General features: G+C 42.6%; 17 protein-coding genes, 1 other RNA gene and 2 pseudogenes. 12 read left to right on the top strand and 8 right to left on the bottom strand.

The genetic code is table 11. From position 1 onward, the window contains the following. Positions 1-128: 128 nt before the first annotated feature. From secG to ssrA, 4 genes are all read left to right on the top strand, one after another. Entirely contained in the window at positions 129-362 is a 234-nt protein-coding gene (gene secG, locus AC5V8P_RS11715; protein ID WP_064797354.1) for a preprotein translocase subunit SecG, read from the top strand. A 188-nt stretch (positions 363-550) separates the two neighbouring features. Further along, on the top strand, positions 551-3,160 hold the full coding sequence (rnr, locus tag AC5V8P_RS11710; RefSeq protein WP_064797353.1) for a ribonuclease R: 2,610 nt from the start codon (positions 551-553) through the stop codon (positions 3,158-3,160). A 265-nt stretch (positions 3,161-3,425) separates the two neighbouring features. Next, entirely contained in the window at positions 3,426-3,905 is a 480-nt protein-coding gene (gene smpB / locus AC5V8P_RS11705; protein WP_007428162.1) for an SsrA-binding protein SmpB, read from the top strand. Between the two features lie 257 nt (positions 3,906-4,162). Continuing rightward, positions 4,163-4,527, top strand: a transfer-messenger RNA (tmRNA) gene (gene ssrA, locus AC5V8P_RS11700). Here the strand turns inward: ssrA and AC5V8P_RS11695 are convergent. Further along, positions 4,488-5,831 carry a recombinase family protein gene (locus AC5V8P_RS11695; protein WP_269203290.1) on the bottom strand — a complete coding sequence of 448 codons (1,344 nt, stop codon included), beginning with the start codon at positions 5,829-5,831 and terminating at the stop codon, positions 4,488-4,490. The genes ssrA and AC5V8P_RS11695 overlap by 40 nt on opposite strands. Positions 5,832-5,924: 93 nt before the next feature. Here AC5V8P_RS11695 and AC5V8P_RS11690 point away from each other — a divergent pair, with 93 nt between their 5' ends. Further along, positions 5,925-6,194 (top strand): hypothetical protein, encoded by a 270-nt coding sequence (locus AC5V8P_RS11690; RefSeq protein ID WP_064797352.1) that lies wholly within the window; start codon positions 5,925-5,927, stop codon positions 6,192-6,194. A gap of 6 nt (positions 6,195-6,200) precedes the next feature. On the opposite strand, the gene AC5V8P_RS11685 is transcribed toward AC5V8P_RS11690, so the two are convergent. The 4 genes and pseudogenes from AC5V8P_RS11685 to AC5V8P_RS11670 all read right to left on the bottom strand — a co-directional run bounded on the left by AC5V8P_RS11685 (position 6,201) and on the right by AC5V8P_RS11670 (position 8,154). Next, a complete protein-coding gene (locus AC5V8P_RS11685; protein WP_495473641.1) occupies positions 6,201-6,464 on the bottom strand; it encodes a hypothetical protein in 264 nt (87 codons plus the stop codon). Next, complete coding sequence (locus AC5V8P_RS11680; protein WP_269203289.1) at positions 6,434-6,565, bottom strand: hypothetical protein; 132 nt, start codon at positions 6,563-6,565, stop codon at positions 6,434-6,436. Before AC5V8P_RS11680 ends, AC5V8P_RS11685 begins: the two co-directional genes overlap by 31 nt. A gap of 95 nt (positions 6,566-6,660) precedes the next feature. After that, positions 6,661-6,988, bottom strand: a pseudogene (locus AC5V8P_RS11675) (transposase); the annotation flags it as partial. 158 nt (positions 6,989-7,146) lie between these two features. Next, complete coding sequence (locus AC5V8P_RS11670; protein ID WP_064797350.1) at positions 7,147-8,154, bottom strand: hypothetical protein; 1,008 nt, start codon at positions 8,152-8,154, stop codon at positions 7,147-7,149. Between the two features lie 1,067 nt (positions 8,155-9,221). Here AC5V8P_RS11670 and AC5V8P_RS11665 point away from each other — a divergent pair. From AC5V8P_RS11665 to AC5V8P_RS11640, 6 genes are all read left to right on the top strand, one after another. Then, positions 9,222-9,896, top strand: a complete 675-nt coding sequence (locus AC5V8P_RS11665) for a hypothetical protein (protein WP_064797349.1) — start codon at positions 9,222-9,224, stop codon at positions 9,894-9,896. Continuing rightward, on the top strand, positions 9,893-11,308 hold the full coding sequence (locus AC5V8P_RS11660) for a contractile injection system protein, VgrG/Pvc8 family (protein ID WP_064797348.1): 1,416 nt from the start codon (positions 9,893-9,895) through the stop codon (positions 11,306-11,308). Before AC5V8P_RS11665 ends, AC5V8P_RS11660 begins: the two co-directional genes overlap by 4 nt. Positions 11,309-11,389: 81 nt before the next feature. Continuing rightward, positions 11,390-12,643, top strand: a complete 1,254-nt coding sequence (locus AC5V8P_RS11655) for a pentapeptide repeat-containing protein (RefSeq protein ID WP_064797347.1) — start codon at positions 11,390-11,392, stop codon at positions 12,641-12,643. A 14-nt stretch (positions 12,644-12,657) separates the two neighbouring features. Beyond that, positions 12,658-13,179 carry a hypothetical protein gene (locus AC5V8P_RS11650; RefSeq protein WP_064797369.1) on the top strand — a complete coding sequence of 174 codons (522 nt, stop codon included), beginning with the start codon at positions 12,658-12,660 and terminating at the stop codon, positions 13,177-13,179. Further along, positions 13,180-13,596, top strand: a complete 417-nt coding sequence (locus AC5V8P_RS11645) for a DUF4280 domain-containing protein (protein WP_025677132.1) — start codon at positions 13,180-13,182, stop codon at positions 13,594-13,596. Positions 13,597-13,858: 262 nt separating this feature from the next. Beyond that, positions 13,859-14,044: a hypothetical protein gene (locus tag AC5V8P_RS11640; RefSeq protein ID WP_064797346.1), complete on the top strand. Its 186-nt coding sequence runs from the start codon at positions 13,859-13,861 to the stop codon at positions 14,042-14,044. 1,875 nt (positions 14,045-15,919) lie between these two features. Here AC5V8P_RS11640 and AC5V8P_RS11635 read toward each other — a convergent pair. Beyond that, positions 15,920-16,489 carry a YiiX/YebB-like N1pC/P60 family cysteine hydrolase gene (locus tag AC5V8P_RS11635; RefSeq protein ID WP_064797344.1) on the bottom strand — a complete coding sequence of 190 codons (570 nt, stop codon included), beginning with the start codon at positions 16,487-16,489 and terminating at the stop codon, positions 15,920-15,922. A gap of 253 nt (positions 16,490-16,742) precedes the next feature. Beyond that, entirely contained in the window at positions 16,743-17,075 is a 333-nt protein-coding gene (locus AC5V8P_RS11630) for a winged helix-turn-helix domain-containing protein (protein ID WP_064797343.1), read from the bottom strand. A 41-nt stretch (positions 17,076-17,116) separates the two neighbouring features. On the opposite strand from AC5V8P_RS11630, the gene AC5V8P_RS11625 reads away from it, so the two are divergent. After that, the gene (locus tag AC5V8P_RS11625; RefSeq protein WP_064797342.1) at positions 17,117-17,434 is read left to right on the top strand and encodes a DUF3139 domain-containing protein; all 318 of its coding nucleotides are present in this window, start codon (positions 17,117-17,119) and stop codon (positions 17,432-17,434) included. 987 nt (positions 17,435-18,421) lie between these two features. Here AC5V8P_RS11625 and AC5V8P_RS11620 read toward each other — a convergent pair. Further along, positions 18,422-18,847 (bottom strand): annotated as a pseudogene (locus AC5V8P_RS11620) (IS5 family transposase); the annotation flags it as partial. Positions 18,848-18,904 lie beyond the last annotated feature (57 nt).

Here is an 18,904-nt window from a genome sequence, read left to right as displayed (position 1 = left end):
TGTGGTAGAATGAAAATAGTGTTTTGCGTTAATTTCCGGCTATTTATAGCATGATAAGTGCGTGTTTTCATAAAAGAGGCTGTGTTGTTTTGCAAAACAGATGTATAAGCTCAGGAGGTGGATTTTTCATGGAAATCTTTTTGAAAGTGCTGCTCGTTGTATTCTCGATTGCTGTTATTGCAGTTGTGTTACTGCAAAAGGGGAAAAGCGCAGGTTTGTCCGGTGCCATCTCTGGCGGTGCTGAGCATCTGTTCGGCAAGACAAAAGCTCGCGGTATGGATTTGATCTTACAACGCATTACTGCCGTTTTAGGTGCATGTTTTATGATCGTTGCCGTTTTGGTTGCATTTTTCGCAAAATAAGATAAATACAAACCTTAAGCCTTCGTTTCACGGGAAACGGGGGCTTTTTTGGATTTTGTACAGGCAGGGATGCCTTCGATTAAATTCGTGTATACTAGGGTATGAGTATATTAAGAGCCTTGTATTAGGAACAAGGAACATGCGGATTTATTACTGAAAATTAAAGGTCACCCGAGGTGGACAAAATTATGATAACAGAGCAACAACTACTTGATTTTATGCGCGAGACCGCATACAAGCCTATGACATACCAGGAGTTGGAACAGCATTTTGACATTAAGGATGCAGAAGAGTTTCGCGAATTCCTTAAGCTCTTGAACGCATTGGAGGAAGACGGGAAAATTCTGCTGACCCGCACAAACCGTTATGGTGTTCCAGAACGGATGGATTTGCAGCGAGGGCGCTTGCAGGCTCATGCCAAGGGCTTTGCCTTTTTGATTCCAGAGGACCGGGAGCACCCGGATGTATACATTCATGCTAACGACTTAAAGAGTGCAATGAATGGAGATACGGTACTGGTAAGAGTGACATCAAAGGGACCTGCGGGTGGCCGTTTAGAAGGCGAAGTTGTGCGGATCGTGAAGCGCGCAGTGCTTCAGGTCGTCGGTGTGTTTCAGAGCCACGAAGCATACGGTTTTGTTTTGCCCGATGATAAACGTATTAACCGGGACATTTTTATTCCTAAGGACAGCTTCAATGGAGCCGTAAACGGGCAGAAAGTCGTTGTGCGCATTGTAAGCTATCCAGAAGGACGGGCAGCGGCGGAAGGCGAAGTGCTGGAGGTGCTGGGCCATAAGGATGATCCGGGCGTTGACATCTTGTCCGTTATTCGCAAGCATCAGCTCCCGGAAGCTTTTCCGGATGAAGTGATGGCAGAAGCGGATCAGGCTCCTGATGCGATTACGGAAGAAGAGATTATACGTCAGGGACGCCGTGATTTGCGCGATAAAATCATTGTTACCATTGACGGTGAGGATGCCAAAGACCTCGATGATGCGGTTAATGTAGAGCGCTTGCCGAACGGGAACTACCGTCTGGGCGTTCATATTGCCGATGTAGGGTATTATGTGCGTGAGAACTCCAAGCTGGATCAGGAGGCATATAACCGCGGCTGTAGCGTGTATCTGGTTGACCGTGTCATTCCGATGCTTCCTCATCGACTTTCAAACGGAATTTGTTCATTGAATCCTCAGGTGGATCGACTGACTTTATCCTGTGAGATGGAATTCAATGAGCATATGAAGGTCGTAAAACATGATATTTTCACCAGTGTGATTAAAACGAAGGAACGGATGACCTATACTAACGTTCGCAAAATCCTCGAAGAGGAAGATGCAGAACTGATGGAACGGTACAAGGACCTGGTTGATGTGTTTCACACAATGAAGGAATTAGCATTGAAGCTGCGTGCAAATCGGATGCGCCGTGGTGCGGTTGATTTTGACTTTGATGAGGCAAAAGTGATTGTAGATGATGAAGGTAAAGCTGTCGATATTGTGAAAAGGGATCGTACGATAGCCGAACAAATTATCGAAGAGTTTATGCTCGCGGCCAATGAAACGGTAGCCGAACATTTTCACTGGCTCAAGGTACCGTTCTTGTACCGGATTCATGAGGATCCTGATCCAGAGAAGCTGCAAAACTTTATGGCTTTCGCAGCTAATTTTGGTCATCATATCAAAGGTCGGGGAAATTCCATTCATCCGCGTGCACTGCAAACGTTACTGGAAGATATTCAGGGCACGAAGGAGCAGACGGTGCTTAGCACGATGATGCTGCGTTCGATGAAGCAGGCTAAGTATGATGCGGAGTCTACAGGACATTTTGGACTGGCTGCGGAGTATTACTCCCATTTTACATCGCCGATTCGTCGTTACCCAGATTTGGTGATTCACCGTGTCATTCGTGAGGTATTGGAGAATGGTGGGGCTTTAACAGCCGAGAGACAGGAATATTTGACTGCACGTATGCCTGATATTGCACAGCAGTCTTCCGAGCGTGAACGTGTGGCTGTGGACGCAGAACGTGATACAGAGCAGATGAAAAAGGCTGAATATATGCTGGATAAGGTCGGCGAGGAATTCGAAGGAATTATCAGCAGTGTAACCAGCTTTGGGATGTTCATTGAGCTTGACAACACAGTCGAGGGTCTGACGCGTCTGAGTGCGCTTACGGACGACTTTTACCATTTTGATGAGCAGCACATGGCCTTGATCGGCGAACGCACCTCCAAGGTATTCCGCATTGGGGATGAGGTCAAGGTTCGTGTCGGGCGCGTAAATATGGATGACTACACGATTGACTTTGAACTTGTCGATATGAAGCAGCGACAACGCCGTGAACGGACGGGCGGCCCTGGACAGCGCGGAGATTTTGCGCGTGGCGAGGGCCGTGGTAAAGGCAGAGGACGAGAAGGACGTGACCGCAAGGGCGGTAAGGAGAAGGCTGGTAGAGAGCGTAAAGGCGGTCGTGAGGCGGCTGGGAAGCCCAAAGAGGGCGGCAACGGAGGTATCAGCATCGCAGGTCGCACAGGTCGTGGTGATGGAAACGGCGTCGGAACAGGCTCGACAGGCAGCTTCGGCTTTGGTAGTGGCAAGGGCGGGTACAATTCGCCAGTAACGGGCACAAGCAAGCGACGGAAAAAGACGTCTGCCAGCGGGATATTCATTGGAGATGCAGCTACCCCAGGTAATGCTGCCAGATCAAGCGGTGAAGGCGCAGCACGTCGCAAGCGGAAAAAAAAGGGCGGTAACGGCGGGAATAGCACCGCTGGGTTTGTACGGAAAAAGAAAAAGTAGGTTGAACCAACTTACTTTTTAGGAGACTAGCGCTTCTCAAGAGCAGTAGATCATGCTAAATGAGGCTTAGGTATATGAGCGGTTTCTGTCTGTAGTAATGGATAGAAGCCGCTTGATTTTAGTGTGCTATTGGGGTAATTAGAAATGTAGCAGCCTTGACCTTTCTTGCTTTTACCATCTGAAATTTGTTACAATATATTTCTAGGGTAGCTCTTTGTAGCTGGATTTCTAGATTGAATTAAGTTATGTATAAGGAGTGGTATTCATGGGTAAGAAGGCAGACGGGAAAGTGCTCGCCCAGAACAAAAAAGCTTCCCATGACTATTTTATTGAGGACACCTACGAGGCGGGCATGGTGTTAACGGGAACGGAGATTAAGTCTCTGAGAAATGGTCGCTCTAATATAAGCGATGCTTTTGCTACGATCCGTAATGGCGAAATTCATATTCACAATATGCATATCAGCCCTTTTGAACAAGGTAATCGTAATAATCCGACCGATCCGACGCGTACGCGTAAGCTGCTGCTGCACAAGGAGCAGATTCGTAAGCTTATTGGTCTGTCCAAACAGGAAGGCTACACCATCGTGCCGCTCAAGATTTATGTTCGCAACGGCTATGCCAAACTGTTGCTTGGACTGGGTAGAGGTAAAAAGCAGTATGATAAGCGAGAAACAGCTGCCAAACGTGATGCCCAGCGTGATATCCAGCGTGCTCTACGCGAGAAGCAAAAAATTGCAAGATAAGCTGTCTGCTGATTAGGATGGTACAAATTACGTGGATAAGTTACTTGTTCCTGTAATGGTGCTATTTTATCGAGCCTTAATGGCTTCAATCCGTTTCGTTATGACATGTAATATGTTATACTAACGTAGTAGTAAGTTTTTAAAGATCTTGGATTTAACTTGATCCGAGTGTGTGTTGAATCTTAGGATTCAGCTTTTGATATATGCACTTATGCTCCGGTATTTCCGGATTTATCCGTGGAGCCCTTTTATAATAAGGGGGCGTTTATGGATTCGACGGGGATAGTTCGAGCATGGGTAGCGGGTAGTGGGGACGCGTCCACTTCATCAACGCTAAAGCCTATTAAACGGCAAACAACAAAACAACTACGCTTTCGCAGCTTAATAACCTGTGAGCGTGCTCCTCTCCTGCATCGCCCATGTGCCGGATGTAGGGGCTAACCTATAGTGGGATACGCTGCCACATCTCCGCCTGGGGTGTGCTGAAGAAGACAATCAGGCTGACCCAACGTATAGCCGGTTACGGGGCGATACTCGGGTGACATCAAAACTGTGACTACACCCGTAGAAGCTTATGTGTCGTTATCTTCGGACAGGGGTTCGACTCCCCTCGCCTCCATCGATCAAATCCACAACTTGTAGCTTAAAGATGACTTCTACGTGTTCCTTGTAGACGATCACCTTTTCTACATAGCTGCCGATGAACTTCTTGATCTCAGGAAGGTTCCGGCTGGTGATGTGGTCCTGAGAGTCAGAAAGCAGTTGTCGCAGAGTATGCTCTGTGATCGCTGCTTTTTCTTTTACCTGCTGAGCCTCAAGCAGTTTCGTTTCTAGCTCAATCTTTTGCTGTTCCAGTGAGGACAACTTTTCAAGAATGGTAGGATTGTTCAGACCGCCAGCCACCGCATTTACAATGTTATCGATCTGGCGCTCTACACCTTCCAGACTCTTGTTCAGGCGTTGTTGATCGGCTTTCACATGAGTTTCTTTGGACTTTTGGTACTCATTAAGCTGTTTAGCCAGAAGAGGGATAGCTTTATCGTTAAAAATCTTCTCTTGGAGTTGGGCTAGTACATAGGCTTCAATGTACTCCCGGCGTAATTCGGGATTCTTGCATGCCTTTGTTCGGTCACGGTTGCCGCAACGGTAGGTAACATATTTCAGTTTGCTTCTACCACTGTATTTGGTATTGCCCATCATGGCATACTGAATGCCTACGTTTTTCAAACATTCCCCGCAAACAATGAGTCCGCTAAGCAGGTACATTTCTTTTGCCTTGTAAGCGCCAGGTTGGCGCTTGTTTTGATTCATCTTTTCCTGTGCCTTTTGAAAATCTTCCTTGGTTACAAGCTGTGGCATACCACCTTCGACACGAATCACATCTTCACTATTTTTATGCCGATTGCCGTTTCGTTTACCAGCCGCATCCTTGCTGCCGGTGAGGTTGAAAATGTAAGTGCCTGTATACTTTTCATTGCGAAGAATGGTACCTAGGGTTCCCTTGCTGATCGGTTTTCCATAACGTGATGTGTAGCCTTGCTCCGTCAGTTCTCGAATGATCTGATTATAGCCGTGACCAGCGAGGAACATAGAAAAAACAGTTTCGACGATGCCGCGTTCCTCTTCATTAATGATGTACTTTTTTGTTACAGGATCTACAGCATAGCCGATGGGAGGTAAGCCGCCTGTATGTTTACATTGGTATGCTGTTTCTTTCATCCCCTTCATGACCTCACGGGCCAAGTTTTTGGAATAGTACTCAGCCATACCTTCCAGCAAAGAATCCAGAATGACACTTTCGGGAGAGCCATCTAGGTTTTCGGTGACGCTGTACAGTTTAATACCGTTCAACTTCAGTTTGCGTTTGTATTTAGCACTGTCGTATTTGTCCCGGCTGAAACGATCCAACTTATGAACAATGAGCACATCAAATAATCCTTATTCACTATCAACAATCATTTGCTGGAACTGTGGAACTTCATCGAAATTGCTTCGCATCTAAAGGAAGAGTTCAATTGCTTGTTTGATGGCACTGATGTGTTTAACACTAAAGCTGAAAATCTAGTTAAGATGGTTAATGAGAAATCACCTTATGATGAAAATGATCCAGAGGTGGGTTGGATGTATTCATTTCCAGAACTAGGATTGAACTTTTGGAGATCGAGAATTTTTAAAGAAGAAGATAAGCTTGAAGATTGGTTTATTGAACTTTCCCAAGAAGATCAGAAAGAAGAGTGCAGATTTCTATATTTCGAAACTGTAAGTATTTTTCTAATTAAAATTTTCTAAGTAGTATTAAATCAAGATTAAACGGTACCGACGACCTCGCGTTGAATGATGCTTTCGTGGGTACCGTTGTTTTTTAGATTGAAAGGGATATTGAGTATAGTCAAACAAGCCTTCCACTTCCTGAATATCATGCGTGCTAATGAGTATAGATTGCTGCCGACCCTCCAAATAATCAATAATCCCGGCCACAATCGCCTCTCTGGAGAGGACATCAATACCTGCGAACGCTTCATCCAGGATCATGAGTGGAGAACCTCGCGTGCCAGACATAAAATCAGTAGCACACGCGCCTCCTGTCCGCGACTCAACCCGGCCATTTTCAACTCCAACTCCACGTCCATATGATCAGCAAGCTTATACGCACCCTTCATATTCGTGTAGCGACATGAACTTGCTTGAATATTGGACAAGAACTTACTTGAATAACTTCTGCGTCAAGAACATACTTGAATTTTTTTATTCTTCATTTACTAATCGTCGTATGATCTGGAACTTTATCCGCTAAGCCCAGCCCCAAGAACCAGCGATAGGCCAGGTTCGTCTGAATTTCACGCTCGAGTTGCCGTTCTGAGCGAATGCCATGGAAATAACCGAGAAAGATCATTTTAAACAACACGGTAGGATCAATGGCAGGACGCCCGTTGTCCGCACAATACAGCGGGCCTACCTTCTCATGAATAAAGGAGAAGTCTATTATATTTATCCACTTTACGAAGCAGATGATCTTGCGGTACCAGTTCTTCCAGAGAAACCAATTCAAAAGATTGTTGTTTGTCTCGATGAGGTCGCAGCATATCAACACCGTCCGTTCTACATAGTTACCTATATTATGCAACATTAACGCAGTGTCGTCTTAAATAAAATTAACATAAAAAAAGCTGTCGAGACTTTCTCGACAGCCTGGAAAGAGGAGTCCTCTTTCTTCTTTTTAGAGAAATTATATTTATGATAGTTAAGGAGTCAAATCAACCTCCATTATTTGGAATATCCCATTTTTTCCACCAAAGAAAATTTTATTATCAGAAATTTTAACTGTAGTTTTATCATTACCTTCGCCCTTAACAACAATTGTTTTTCCAGTATAAACATTCTCAGCAGTATTATTTTCAATTTTTAATATGTGGACTTTGCTGCCATCTCTGACTACTGCATGATTACCTGGAAAAGATGTTACGGATAGAAGAGTGCTGACGACTTTTTTTCCTGATACCAATCCATCCCCAATGATTGTCCCTTCTTGGTTGAACAAAATATATGAACCAGGACTAGTTACGGCAATTAAATTACCGTCAGACAATCGGGCAACGCTTGTTATGTGTGAAGTTTTATACCTTCCTGACTTCAAACCTTTACCTTCATTATTGATTACAGACCAATTACCGAGTGACCCGACTAACAATATATTGCCATTATCCATTTCTTCGGCATCATAAATAGGTCCGTTTGCACTCCAAAACCCACTTCGAAAAGGAGTCATGTCATTCTCAAAAATTTGGTAAGCTCCTCGTGAGCCTGCAAAAAGTATTTTCCCATTTTTTAGCTGCTTAATTTTATATACCCCCCCCCCCATATCCCATTTCCCAGTCTGAACTGTACTTCCTGACTCATCTTTGATTTCCCATTTACCATATTCTGATGCAGAAAGCGTACTTCCATCTGGTAAGACGATTGTAGTGCCTGGGTCAATCAAACCTTCAGACTTAGAAGACCAAAACACTCGGCCATTTTCATCGTAAGAATTGTACCAATTACCATTATTATTACTCGCTCGACCCGTTGCAACTATACCTCCATCCTTTTTTAAGGCAGCAGAAGTGAGAAGAAAAGTATAGTTCGGCTTTTCTTCTACGGAAAACTTGCCAGCAATAATTCCATTTAATCCATATGCATTTGATGTTTCTGAAATCAAAGACATACCAACGACCATTGAAGCTAAAACAAATCCGATTTTCTTTTTCATGCTTAAGGCTCCTTATTATTAAATTGAGCTGATGCTCACCAAACTTATCCGACGTTGCTTGATGGGTACTAGCTGTTAATACAGTGATTTTATTCCTATTATGTGAATTTGTAAAGGTATATATTACCATTTAATTCTCTATTTATCTATAACTTTTCAACGTCTTTTTTTCCTAAGCCGGCTCATCAATAAAGGGTTCCTTACAGTCTTCGAAAATGATTCGCACCTGTTTTAATGATCGAACAGGCGTCCTCGCAGCTAGGACAAATCCACTTAATGATATGTGTTTTTACCTCCCAGTTGATCCACCTCGATCGGCATCTCTTCAATGAATCCAACCGTTTTTCTAGCGATTGGAGACACATCCCAGTTAATCAAGAATGTGTCGATGATTCGCTTTGTTTCGTCAGTAATTTTAGGATATGCCCAACCAATTTCGTGGTTCTAAATCAGGAAAAACTTAAAGAGACACAGGACGGAAAAGAGTACATAAATAGTTCAATTGGGCTTATGAGCAAGATAAACACATTATTTTTATTTTACAATAATGCTCAAGCTTTATGCTCGGATGCACTTAATTTGTTGAATTCAATTTCGTAAATAATTATGCCACCTCACCAAACAATCTCAACATTACTCGACGACGGATTGTGGATTTGCTGAGCCACGGTTCGCCTCCATTTAAAAAACCCACTCATTGAGCGGGTTTTTGCTTTTTATCGGGTTCGATTGCGGACTAAGTGTAAATTTAACCTCACAAACCCCCATTATCCAAACCAATTGATAAAATCATTTTTATTATAGAGACAGCCTTTCCAAGTCATGATACCTGCTTTCATTCTGAGCAAGGAAGGATTCAATCCGATCCATAGTACATTCCTATCATCCCCTTCTCCATATTAATTTCAGAAATATACATTGAAAATAACGCATGCTATGGTTCTTTCTGTAAACAAAATCTCGATTCTGGCCGATACATACATAAGATGGGTTATTGTTAAATATGCCCTTTTGCTTTTATATTTTGAATTAATACTTATCTTTTTTACGAAGAAGGGACTAACCCTATGAACTATATGGACGAGCACATTTTAAGTCTTAAAAATAAGCTTAATTATGATGTTGCATCTAATAACGAAAATACGATCCTTTCCCAAACTGCTATATCCGATCAAGATCAATCCGTTTTCGGGGGAAATCAGGCGTTGCGGTTAGGTGATGAGCTCATTACGCTCGAATTGAGGGTTATTTTGGACGGACAAATCCAGGTAAGCGTGCCGAAATCTTTTAGTTTGATGCCATTGGAGCAGGCCAAATTTAAGTATCCTTCGGAGTATCGTCCAGAGGTTATTTACACCTCGGAAGATGGAACGGTGAATATCACTTTTAATCGGACAGAATCCACTTTGCCGAACGAGGAGCTTCTTGAGTTTGTGGAGCAAATGGCGGACACTTTGCGAGCTGTACAACCGATCCGTAACTGGTTGGGCACTCAAGTGATCGTAAATCATTCCGGTCTGTCCATTGGGGTGATCCGTTTTGTTGCAGCAGGCGTGGATACAAATTTGTACAACGAAATCTTGCTGTTCACCCATGCAGGACAGGTGATGATGGGAACCTTTAACTGTATGGAATCGGACATGGAGGTATGGCTGCCTGTAGCGGAAAACACAGTACAATCGCTTCATGCAGTTTCTTTGCTTTTACATCCTACGCTTGAGAGAGGAGCGGATTCGCTATGAGTCTGGGCTACGACAATATCCTAATTCATCCCTACGAGTTGGTTGAGCTGGAGCAGCTTACCCTCACGAAGAAAATCAACGAGCATACTCGTCTCTATTTTACAGGGATCATCCCGGAAGACATGCAGGACAGCTATGTGGAAACGACGGAAAAGAACACGATTATTGAGGTAAGCCAGCAAAATGAATTGGGTGAAAATAAGCCTCTATTCAGCGGGATTGCGCTATCGGTCGAAGTGAAGGTTGTGCGGGATGTGTACTATCTGGAGGTAGAGGCCATTTCTCATACTTATCGGATGGATATCCAGCAACGCACCCGTTCTTTTCAATATACCAAAATGACAATTCCTCAGATGCTGGAGCAGATTGGTAAGGATTATGAGGGATTGGATGTGATTGATGGAGCGACCGGTGGAGAGCCTATTGGACGGATTGCCATCCAGTATCAGGAGACGGATTGGGCCTTTTTAAGACGCATGGCTTCCCGCTACCATACGAGCCTGATGCCTGTGTCGCGTTTTGACAGTCCCAAATTTTATTTTGGCATTGAGGACAGTCCTGCACAGGCCGTGCTGGATCATACCCGTTATACGGTACGCAAGCAGATGCTGCCTTTCCGCTACTTTCAGGAAAATGAGCAGGCAAAGGTGAACGAAAATGATTTTATTTTTTATGAGGTGGAGACAGACGAGGTGCTGGATTTGGGCGCTCAGTTGACTTTTCAGGAACACAGTTTGTATGTCATTGAGGTTTATACGGAAATGAGACAGGGGCTGTTGCGGCATCAATATGTGCTTGCCTCGTACAAAGGCTTACGGCAGAAAAGCTACTATCAGGAAAAGCTGGCGGGTGCTTCATTAGGCGGAGTAGTCGTGGACGTGCGTCAGGATCAGGTGCGTATCCATCTGGATTGCGACGAGAAGCAGGTGGTCGATCAAGCGCATTGGTTCAATTATTCGACGGTGTATAGCGGCGGAGGGCATACAGGTTGGTATGTGATGCCGGAAAAAGGGGATCCGGTTTCACTCTATTTTCCGGGCAGCCGTGAAGAAGATGGTATAGCAGGCAGTGCAGTCCGACGTGCAGACAGAGGAAGCGGGCATAACAAGCTTTCCAATCCGCAGATGAAAATATGGCGAACACCTCATGGAAAAGAAATTCGTTTGGGACCGGATGAACTGGTCGTGACGGGGAAAGATGGCGCTATTTTTATCAAGCTGGACGACAAGGAAGGCATTCATATTGTGAGCAATAAACAGGTAAGTATCTCGGCGGGGGGTAATCTGAGCCTGTCGGCAGGGAAAACGATGAATTTGTCCGCAGGCAGCGAGCTGCGTATGGATTGCAATGGCAGTCATATTCAATTGAGTGGATCAGCAGACATGAAGGGCAGTGAAGTGAAGTCGAATTAATTAGGCTATTGGGCAGCGGGTGGGTGGCGTCAGCCTGAAGATATGAATATATGAAGAGCTTTAGGTGGTGGTTGAATACAAATGGAGAAGCTTATGGATGATGAGTTAGAACCGCAATGGCAGGCCATTTTGAATCAGTCGTGGTTTCTCATCCGCAGAGACTGGGCACTGAAGTTCAAGGTGGCGCAGGAGCAACGGATTCAAGCCTGTATCGAAGAGTTTCGGGGATATTGCCAGCACATTCGGCAAGAGCAGCTTCAGGGAAGAAAAGGAAGGATCGGTTATATCACGTACTCTATGCTGCGTACTACGTGGTTGGAAGAACGGCCTGCTTATCTTGTAGAGGTTTCCGATGCTTTATGGATGCTTGATGTGCAGCCGATCCGTTTTGAATGGAACACAAGCTGGGGATATTCCTACTGGACCGATTTGCAGCAGCAATTGCGAAGGGAGGTAGAGAAGCAGCAAGTTTCTCTATCAGAGCTTGAATGGGAGCAGATGATGTTGGAAGCAGCGGTACACATTCATGCGCTCGTTGTGAATGTGGTGCGCTCGGCAATGAAACAGGCGGTGTACTTATCGGAATTTCAAGAGCTGGAGCGAGAAGAGACATTCGAGATTCGTGTCGGGGAATATTTGGATCATAGTGTATCGGTATATCGAGAAGATCGCAGAGCCATAGAGGCGAATGAGATTCGGTCGTGGTTGGAGGAAAAAGAGGAACATGCGTACAGCTATCAGGCGTTGACTCAAGTTCATTTGTCGGATGGGGATTATAGCCTGTTGGATTTTCGTTATACAGCTTTTCGCCAAATCAGGATGGAGCATAGCCGTCTACATAGCTGTGTTCTGGTAGGAACGGTGTGGCAGGGAAGTGAGTTAAATGGAATTGATTTGACATACAGTTTACTTCATGGAGCCAATTTTAGCGGATGCTCGATGAAAGGGGCCATATTGGATGTCGTTATGGGTAACGCTGGATATGGATCAGATGCTTCATTGGATTGGGAGCCATTGGGTTTTGCTGGTGTAAATTTCACAGGTGCGAGCTTGCAAGGAGCCCGTTTTCATGATGCACAGTTGCGAGGGGCCATTTTTCAAGAAGCGTTACTACAAAAAGCGTCCTTGGACGGGGCAGATCTAACCGATGCCTGCTTTGTTGGGGCAGATGTGACAGGTGCATCCTTTAAAGGGGCTTGTTTGATTGGAGCTGATTTTACAGGTGCCAATGTACAAGGAGTTATTTTTACCGATGAACAGCGTAGAGGAGCTATTGGTTTGGAGTGGTCTACGCAGGTGAGGGATGTTGGTAGCAAAAGGGAGTGGCTGCATTGAGATATTTTCAATTGATGATAGACGAGCGGGTAAAACATCGGGTGGAGCCTGCTGCGCTGTCTCCTTTGCAAGTAGAAGAAATCCTGACAGAAGCTGAGGGAAAGCAACAGCAGGATGATCCGCTTTTTTTGGCTGTACATACCGACCCACGAACAGTGTACCCGGATTTTCTGGAATTTCCTCTACCACTGGTGTCTGATCGGATGAAAGTATTATTGGAGAAATATATGCCAGAACTGAAATGGAAGGCGGCTATCCTAACCGATTTCCAGCAGGCTAGACAGGAGGTATACTGGGTGCTTCGTCCGCCGCTGGTGGATTGTTTGTCCGCACAAACGGAATGGTACCCCAATGGTGCGTTGAAACGTCTGATACTGAGACAGGGGGAGATAGAGCCCCCTGTTTTTCGGATTGAGGGACTGATCGAACCTCATATCTATATCCATTTGGCTGTGGCGGAGAGCCTGCTGCGCCGATCTTTTACAGGCATTCGAGTGCAAAGAGTCGAGATGGAAGCACTAAGGAGGATGGAGTAAATGGAAGAAGCCCAGGTGAAACCGGGAACGGGTGCAAAAAAAAGCTATGTCGTGGCAGGAGCGATCTTGAGTTGTAGTTATGGCACACAACCTACCCGTTTAAAAAGACCTTTTAGCCATGGCGTCTACGTAAAAAACAAAGCACAAATGAATATTGGAGATTACGTTCCAGGAGTGAACATTCAGTCTTTTGGGAATTGCTCCAGTCCTTTAAATCCGGCCGTGCAGGCCAGTGAGATGGTGGACATCTATGGCGTGAAGAAAGCTCCGTGTGTTCCAGTCCTGACCATGCCGTGGTTGAACGGGAAAAGTGATGTGAAGATCGAAGGACAGCCCGCCTTGACACAAAACTGTACCCATCAGTGTCTGTATTGTGGTCATATTCAAATTGAAAATGATGGACAGGAGCTGGATTAAGGGTCTGTTTTAAAGTGGGAAGGTTTTTCCGTTGTAAGCCCTCGAATGTCCAACCAAGTATTTTAAAAAGCAGGGGGTTATATCGAGATCGCGTGAAATATGCCTCCATTCTTTCAAAGGATATACAGGGGATGAGTCTGCTCTTGAATAAGAGCTACGAGGGCGCGTTTTTCTTTTCTGTGAAGACTAATGTTAACGTGGTGCTTCCTATCTGTGAATGAGAATAGTGGAGGCGCTGATTTCGGCGTAGTATGGCATATTCGTGGTTACCACTGTAACTGGCGCAGCAAGAGGAGCAGTAACTGGAGGTATTGCTGGCGCAGCTGCTGGTGGTGTAGGAGCAGTTCCTGGAGCTATTTTAGGAGGGACAATTGGTGCCGCTGGTGGAGCAATCACGGGCGGTATTCGTTATGGTATCGGTGTGGCTATTTGGGGTAAAGGCAACTAATTAAAGATGAATTAAAAAACCAATACTGGCTTATTGAGGTATTGGTTTTTTGATTTATTTATATAAAAGGTAGGTGGCTGAATATGAATATAGAATCTATCACAGTCTGTGAAGATACGACTTCAGATTTTAAACCGATTAATATAACGAATACTTTTTACCCTGAGCAGAGCGGGTCCGTTCAGGTATTAGTTCAGCTATCTGATATCCATACCACAACAGATGTAAATTTCCATTGGTATATCTCTGATGAACCAGAGATTCCCCTCGCTACTTATACATTTACCCTAGAGAGAAAATCAGAAAGACTAGATGTGTAGTGGGGGTGTTGGATTTAAGAGCACTACTACAATTAAAAGAATTTAACATTTTTCAAAAATGGCTTACTATCATTGAGGTAGAGGATAGTAAACGTCAGATAGACTTTGTCTTGAAAAAGATGAGTTATGGTCCTAGTACTCTATCTAATAATTTTGTAAACGTACCTAGAATTAATTTGAAAGGGTGAAGCGGACTAGTGTCCATTTTATTACCAGTAATCTATATAATAATTGATTTAATGATAGGATATTTGTTTGCAACAGTGTTTATCTGGATCTCCAATAAAGTGAATAAGACGGGGAAGATGAGTAACTCCTTTAAAATGAAAGCAACTATTGCTATCGTATGGACTATTGTGGGTGTGTTGATTAAATTAATATACAAAAATTAAATACTCGCCGACTTTCAGTAATGTTAAGTCTATCGAGAAAAAGCGACAGTGCTTAGAATGACATATTCGTCGATACTGTCGCTTTTTGATGGGATGAATCTGTTTACAGGGTAAAAGGATTATCTTCTTATGCAAGCTGCATGAACAGAATGCCTTACTCCTGTGTAGGGAATGGATTTCCTAGCGCGATATAACAGGGATCAGCTAACTCATTCACACAACTTAAGACATCCGTAATTTCGCCACAGTGAAATATAGGACTGTTTGACAGTGCTTCATCCTATTTTACATTATCTATAATTTCAGTATCGTGGTCTATCGTCACAAACAGATTCGTACCGTCCACGTATCTGCTTGTCCCACTCTGATCGGTTGTCCTAAGATCGCACGCAAAAAAAAGGCCTGTTCGGAAGGGAGCACTTCATGCTCTTCCAAACAAGCGGGTAGGAACTATTTTTGATTGTGGATGAACGGCCTAATCACTAGCGCCATGATCCAAGTGTTTCCGTACGATTCAGAATTATTTACAACGTCCTCGTTGATTCAATGGCTTCTTTTAACTTGTTCAGTATATGTTTTCCTCATTGCCTTTAAACTTCTGTTTATTCTTTTAGCCTTGTTCAGCCTTCTTATGGTGAATTCTCACTTGTGTGAACAGGATAGATGATGATGTAGTCGTTGGTGTTCATGACAGCAATTTTATAAGTTTGGGTGTTGTCGAGGCATGCAACTCGACGTATTCAGGGCAACTACCGAAAAGTCCGCCGTCTTTTCTTCCAAGGCCAATGAGACTTTGAGATCATGAAGGTTACCCCCCTACTTCCAGATGAAGATGGGCTGTAGGCCGGAGGGAAAAATACAGGTCATCCTGGACATGGAGGGAGTTGCGAAGCTGAGTGAAGGGGGGAGCGGGGAGTATTGCAGTGTCTCGATGTCTTGCTGGATCTCTATGATGCATACGACTTAACCTTCTAAAAGAAAATAAGTCTTTACCAATAACAGGGATTCTCTAAAAGTAATAATATCTATTTTCTTTTAAGTCCATGGCGAATATATAACTTAAAATATGATTTATATTAAATTATTTATATGATAACTAAATTACACGAAAAAAGGTCGACATAATGCCGACCTTTTTTTTAAGACATGTTTTAACTACAAAATTACCAGTTTGAATCTTGTGCTAAAACCAAAGAACCCTCATTTAATAAGCCATATGGAGTAGCAACTTGGATCCAATAGGGAACAGTTACATTGCCTAGATTCAATCTTGCTGTTGAAAAATTTACATTTGCTCCAAAATGATATGCATCCCAAACGATTTTTGAGCAATACGTCGATTTGTTATATTGATAGAGATCATCAAAATCATAACTTACATTTGAATAATTTGCTTGGTATTTATTAGCCCAGTTAGCTGCTTTTTGAGCGGCTGTAGCATTGTTGTAACGAACAACTCTAACCTTGTTTCTGTGGCTGTTAAAGAAGGAGGAAATCGCTGTTTTTTGTGGGTGGTATCCTGCTCCTTTGATTTCTACTAAGTATGTAGAATTGACAACAATTCCTGCATGCCCTGTTAATCCATTTGAAGACGTATCGCTTGTAACTAATATATCCCCTGCTTTAACAGCAGTTGAGGAATTCGGATAGCTTGCTGCTGCAAACACATTCGTGGATAATACCAAACTCAAGATCATAACTAAAGCTGATAAATTAAAAAATTTTTTCAACATACTTATACCTCCTTGAATGTATAAAGCTGCGTTAGAGAATCACAAATATGCTCAATAGAGTTTTACCATCGATAATAACAGGAAAAGCTCTTCCCGCTGAAAGATAAGGGCGATACTTTTGATGGACATCATCTTGTCTGCAAACTTCCATGTGATTTTATAACTAGCTTTACATAATATTAAATATCAAAATCAAGGAGTAGTTAATATCATTAATCTAACCTTTTTGTTAGATTAATGATATACTGGTATATTATATGCTTAGTAAGTATCCAGGCCGTAAATTTAAAAGTAGGCAAGGCTGTGATGGGATATCTTCTAACTTTTTTCTTAACCTGCTAATATAGACATACACATTTTGTTCAGTAAATGCGATATTTGGCTTTGTCATGCTTAATAGTTCAACTAAATCTTGTACGTATACTTTCTTGTTGGGGTTTTCACAGAAAAATGATAATAACAGATTCTCCGTAGTACTGAGAAAGATTTTCTTATTATTTTTTTGGATGTACGATCCGCATGAACAAAAATAAATACTGTGCCCAAGGAAGGTTAATTTGTCGTTTGTTTGAAGGTATTCTTTCATTGCTGTTCACACCTTACTTATTATTATTGGAGGATTTTTATATGAAAAAAAAAATAGGTATACTTTTTGCAACAATTGTAGTGTTAATCATAATAGGTGGTATTTCTATCAACCACTCATTAGACAAAATCAAAAATGATACCCAGCAATACCTAGTCAAAGATCAAGGTTATAAAAATGAAGATATAAAAGAAATAAAGAGCTACTACAACTGGGCAAAGGGTTGGGGGTTCCATACTAATGTAATTTTCAAAGATGAACCTGACGGAACATATTATTATGCTTACAATAGCAAAAAATGCATTTACCAAGAAGGATTCACCTCAAAGACTTCCAAACATGCAGAAATTAACAACTAAAATATGGGAAATTTGTATGTTTAATATTACATTACATCAATTAACCTTCGTTGTAAATCCTTTTTTTAGTATGTAAATTAATTTTTTGATATTAATTCTTAGTTCAAGGTTCAATTTTATCTTTTATTCATATTCAAAAAAATAGCGACGATACTGACTTTTACGTTGGTTAGTCCCTTTTTTTTCGGTGCCGTCGCTAAATGTTATTAATAGATATGAATAGGTACATATAATTGATAATATTTAATCGGAAGAGATTGGACTAGTGTGGTGAAAAACACTGGCAAGCTGAAAGAGATAGATCCCAAACTTACAATCCTAAAAATGACCCATGGGTTAAAAGGGATGCAAATAACGGAAGCTTCCTAGAAGCTGAAATGTCTGATAACACTCCTGTTAAGGGAGTTAGGAAGGAAAAGTAACTATTAATTAGAGGGTTAGTAAATTTTATATGTGAGGAGGACAGAGAGAGTAGTTTGCCTAAAAGCTATCGAATGTTTTCTTGTTTTCTGGAAAGTTATAATATTCCGGTTGGCCATCGTGTGAGTTTATGTATTAGGGATGCTTCTTGCAATGCAGGATATTATAGATAAAAATGGGGAAGTCAAAGTCATAGGTTTATCCCCAAAAAAGGGCGACTAATACGAAGAATATCGTGACGGATGCGGGTTGTCAGGAAAATAACCAAATACTTAGAAAATAAGGGGATTCTCGAAGACAAACGAACGTTGATGCTTAGATCGTTTCGCGAAATGATTTTCCTCGATAAAGACCGTGGTGAACTGATAGCTATTGATAAGAAAGTTTCAACACTGATAGACGGTAAGGCTTCCGTCACTAAGCAAGTCTTAATATATATTTACTAATATGTTTATTTCAGCAATTAACGGAACAACAGAATATTTTATAACGTTTCTTTCATAATTAAAAATGGTGACATCAATGATGAGAAATATCGAAAGTTACTAGGACGTGTCTGAAAACTCATTACTGAGTCAATTTGAAAATAGCGGCTACGTATACAAACGACAAGAATGACTTTGCTAGCTTGTCGTAACGGGTAGCTACACGGCGAAAATGTTTGATTTTATTGAAAAAGCACTCCACTAAGTGGCGTTCTTTGTACAAATACCAATCCACTTTCCATGGATTTCGACTATTTGCTTTAGGCGGAATGATATAGGATGCCTGTTTGGTCGTAATCCAATTCCGAATCGTTTCTGAGCCATAGGCTTTGTCGCCCAGAATATGGCTTCCCGTAATATCAAATTCCTGAAGTAATTCGATCGCTGGAACGGAATCATAGACTTGGCCACCCGTCAGAAGAAAAGCAAGGGGATTTCCTAATCCATCGACTATAGTATGAAGTTTAGTTGTCTTTCCACCACGACTTAGACCGATGTGCTGATTTACTTCGTGCCCTTCTGCGTTTTTTTAGCACCAGCACTGTGTTGATGGGCTTTAACCGAT

This window comes from Paenibacillus sp. N119s, assembly GCF_059447605.1.
This window is presented reverse-complemented; position numbering and strand designations above follow the sequence as displayed.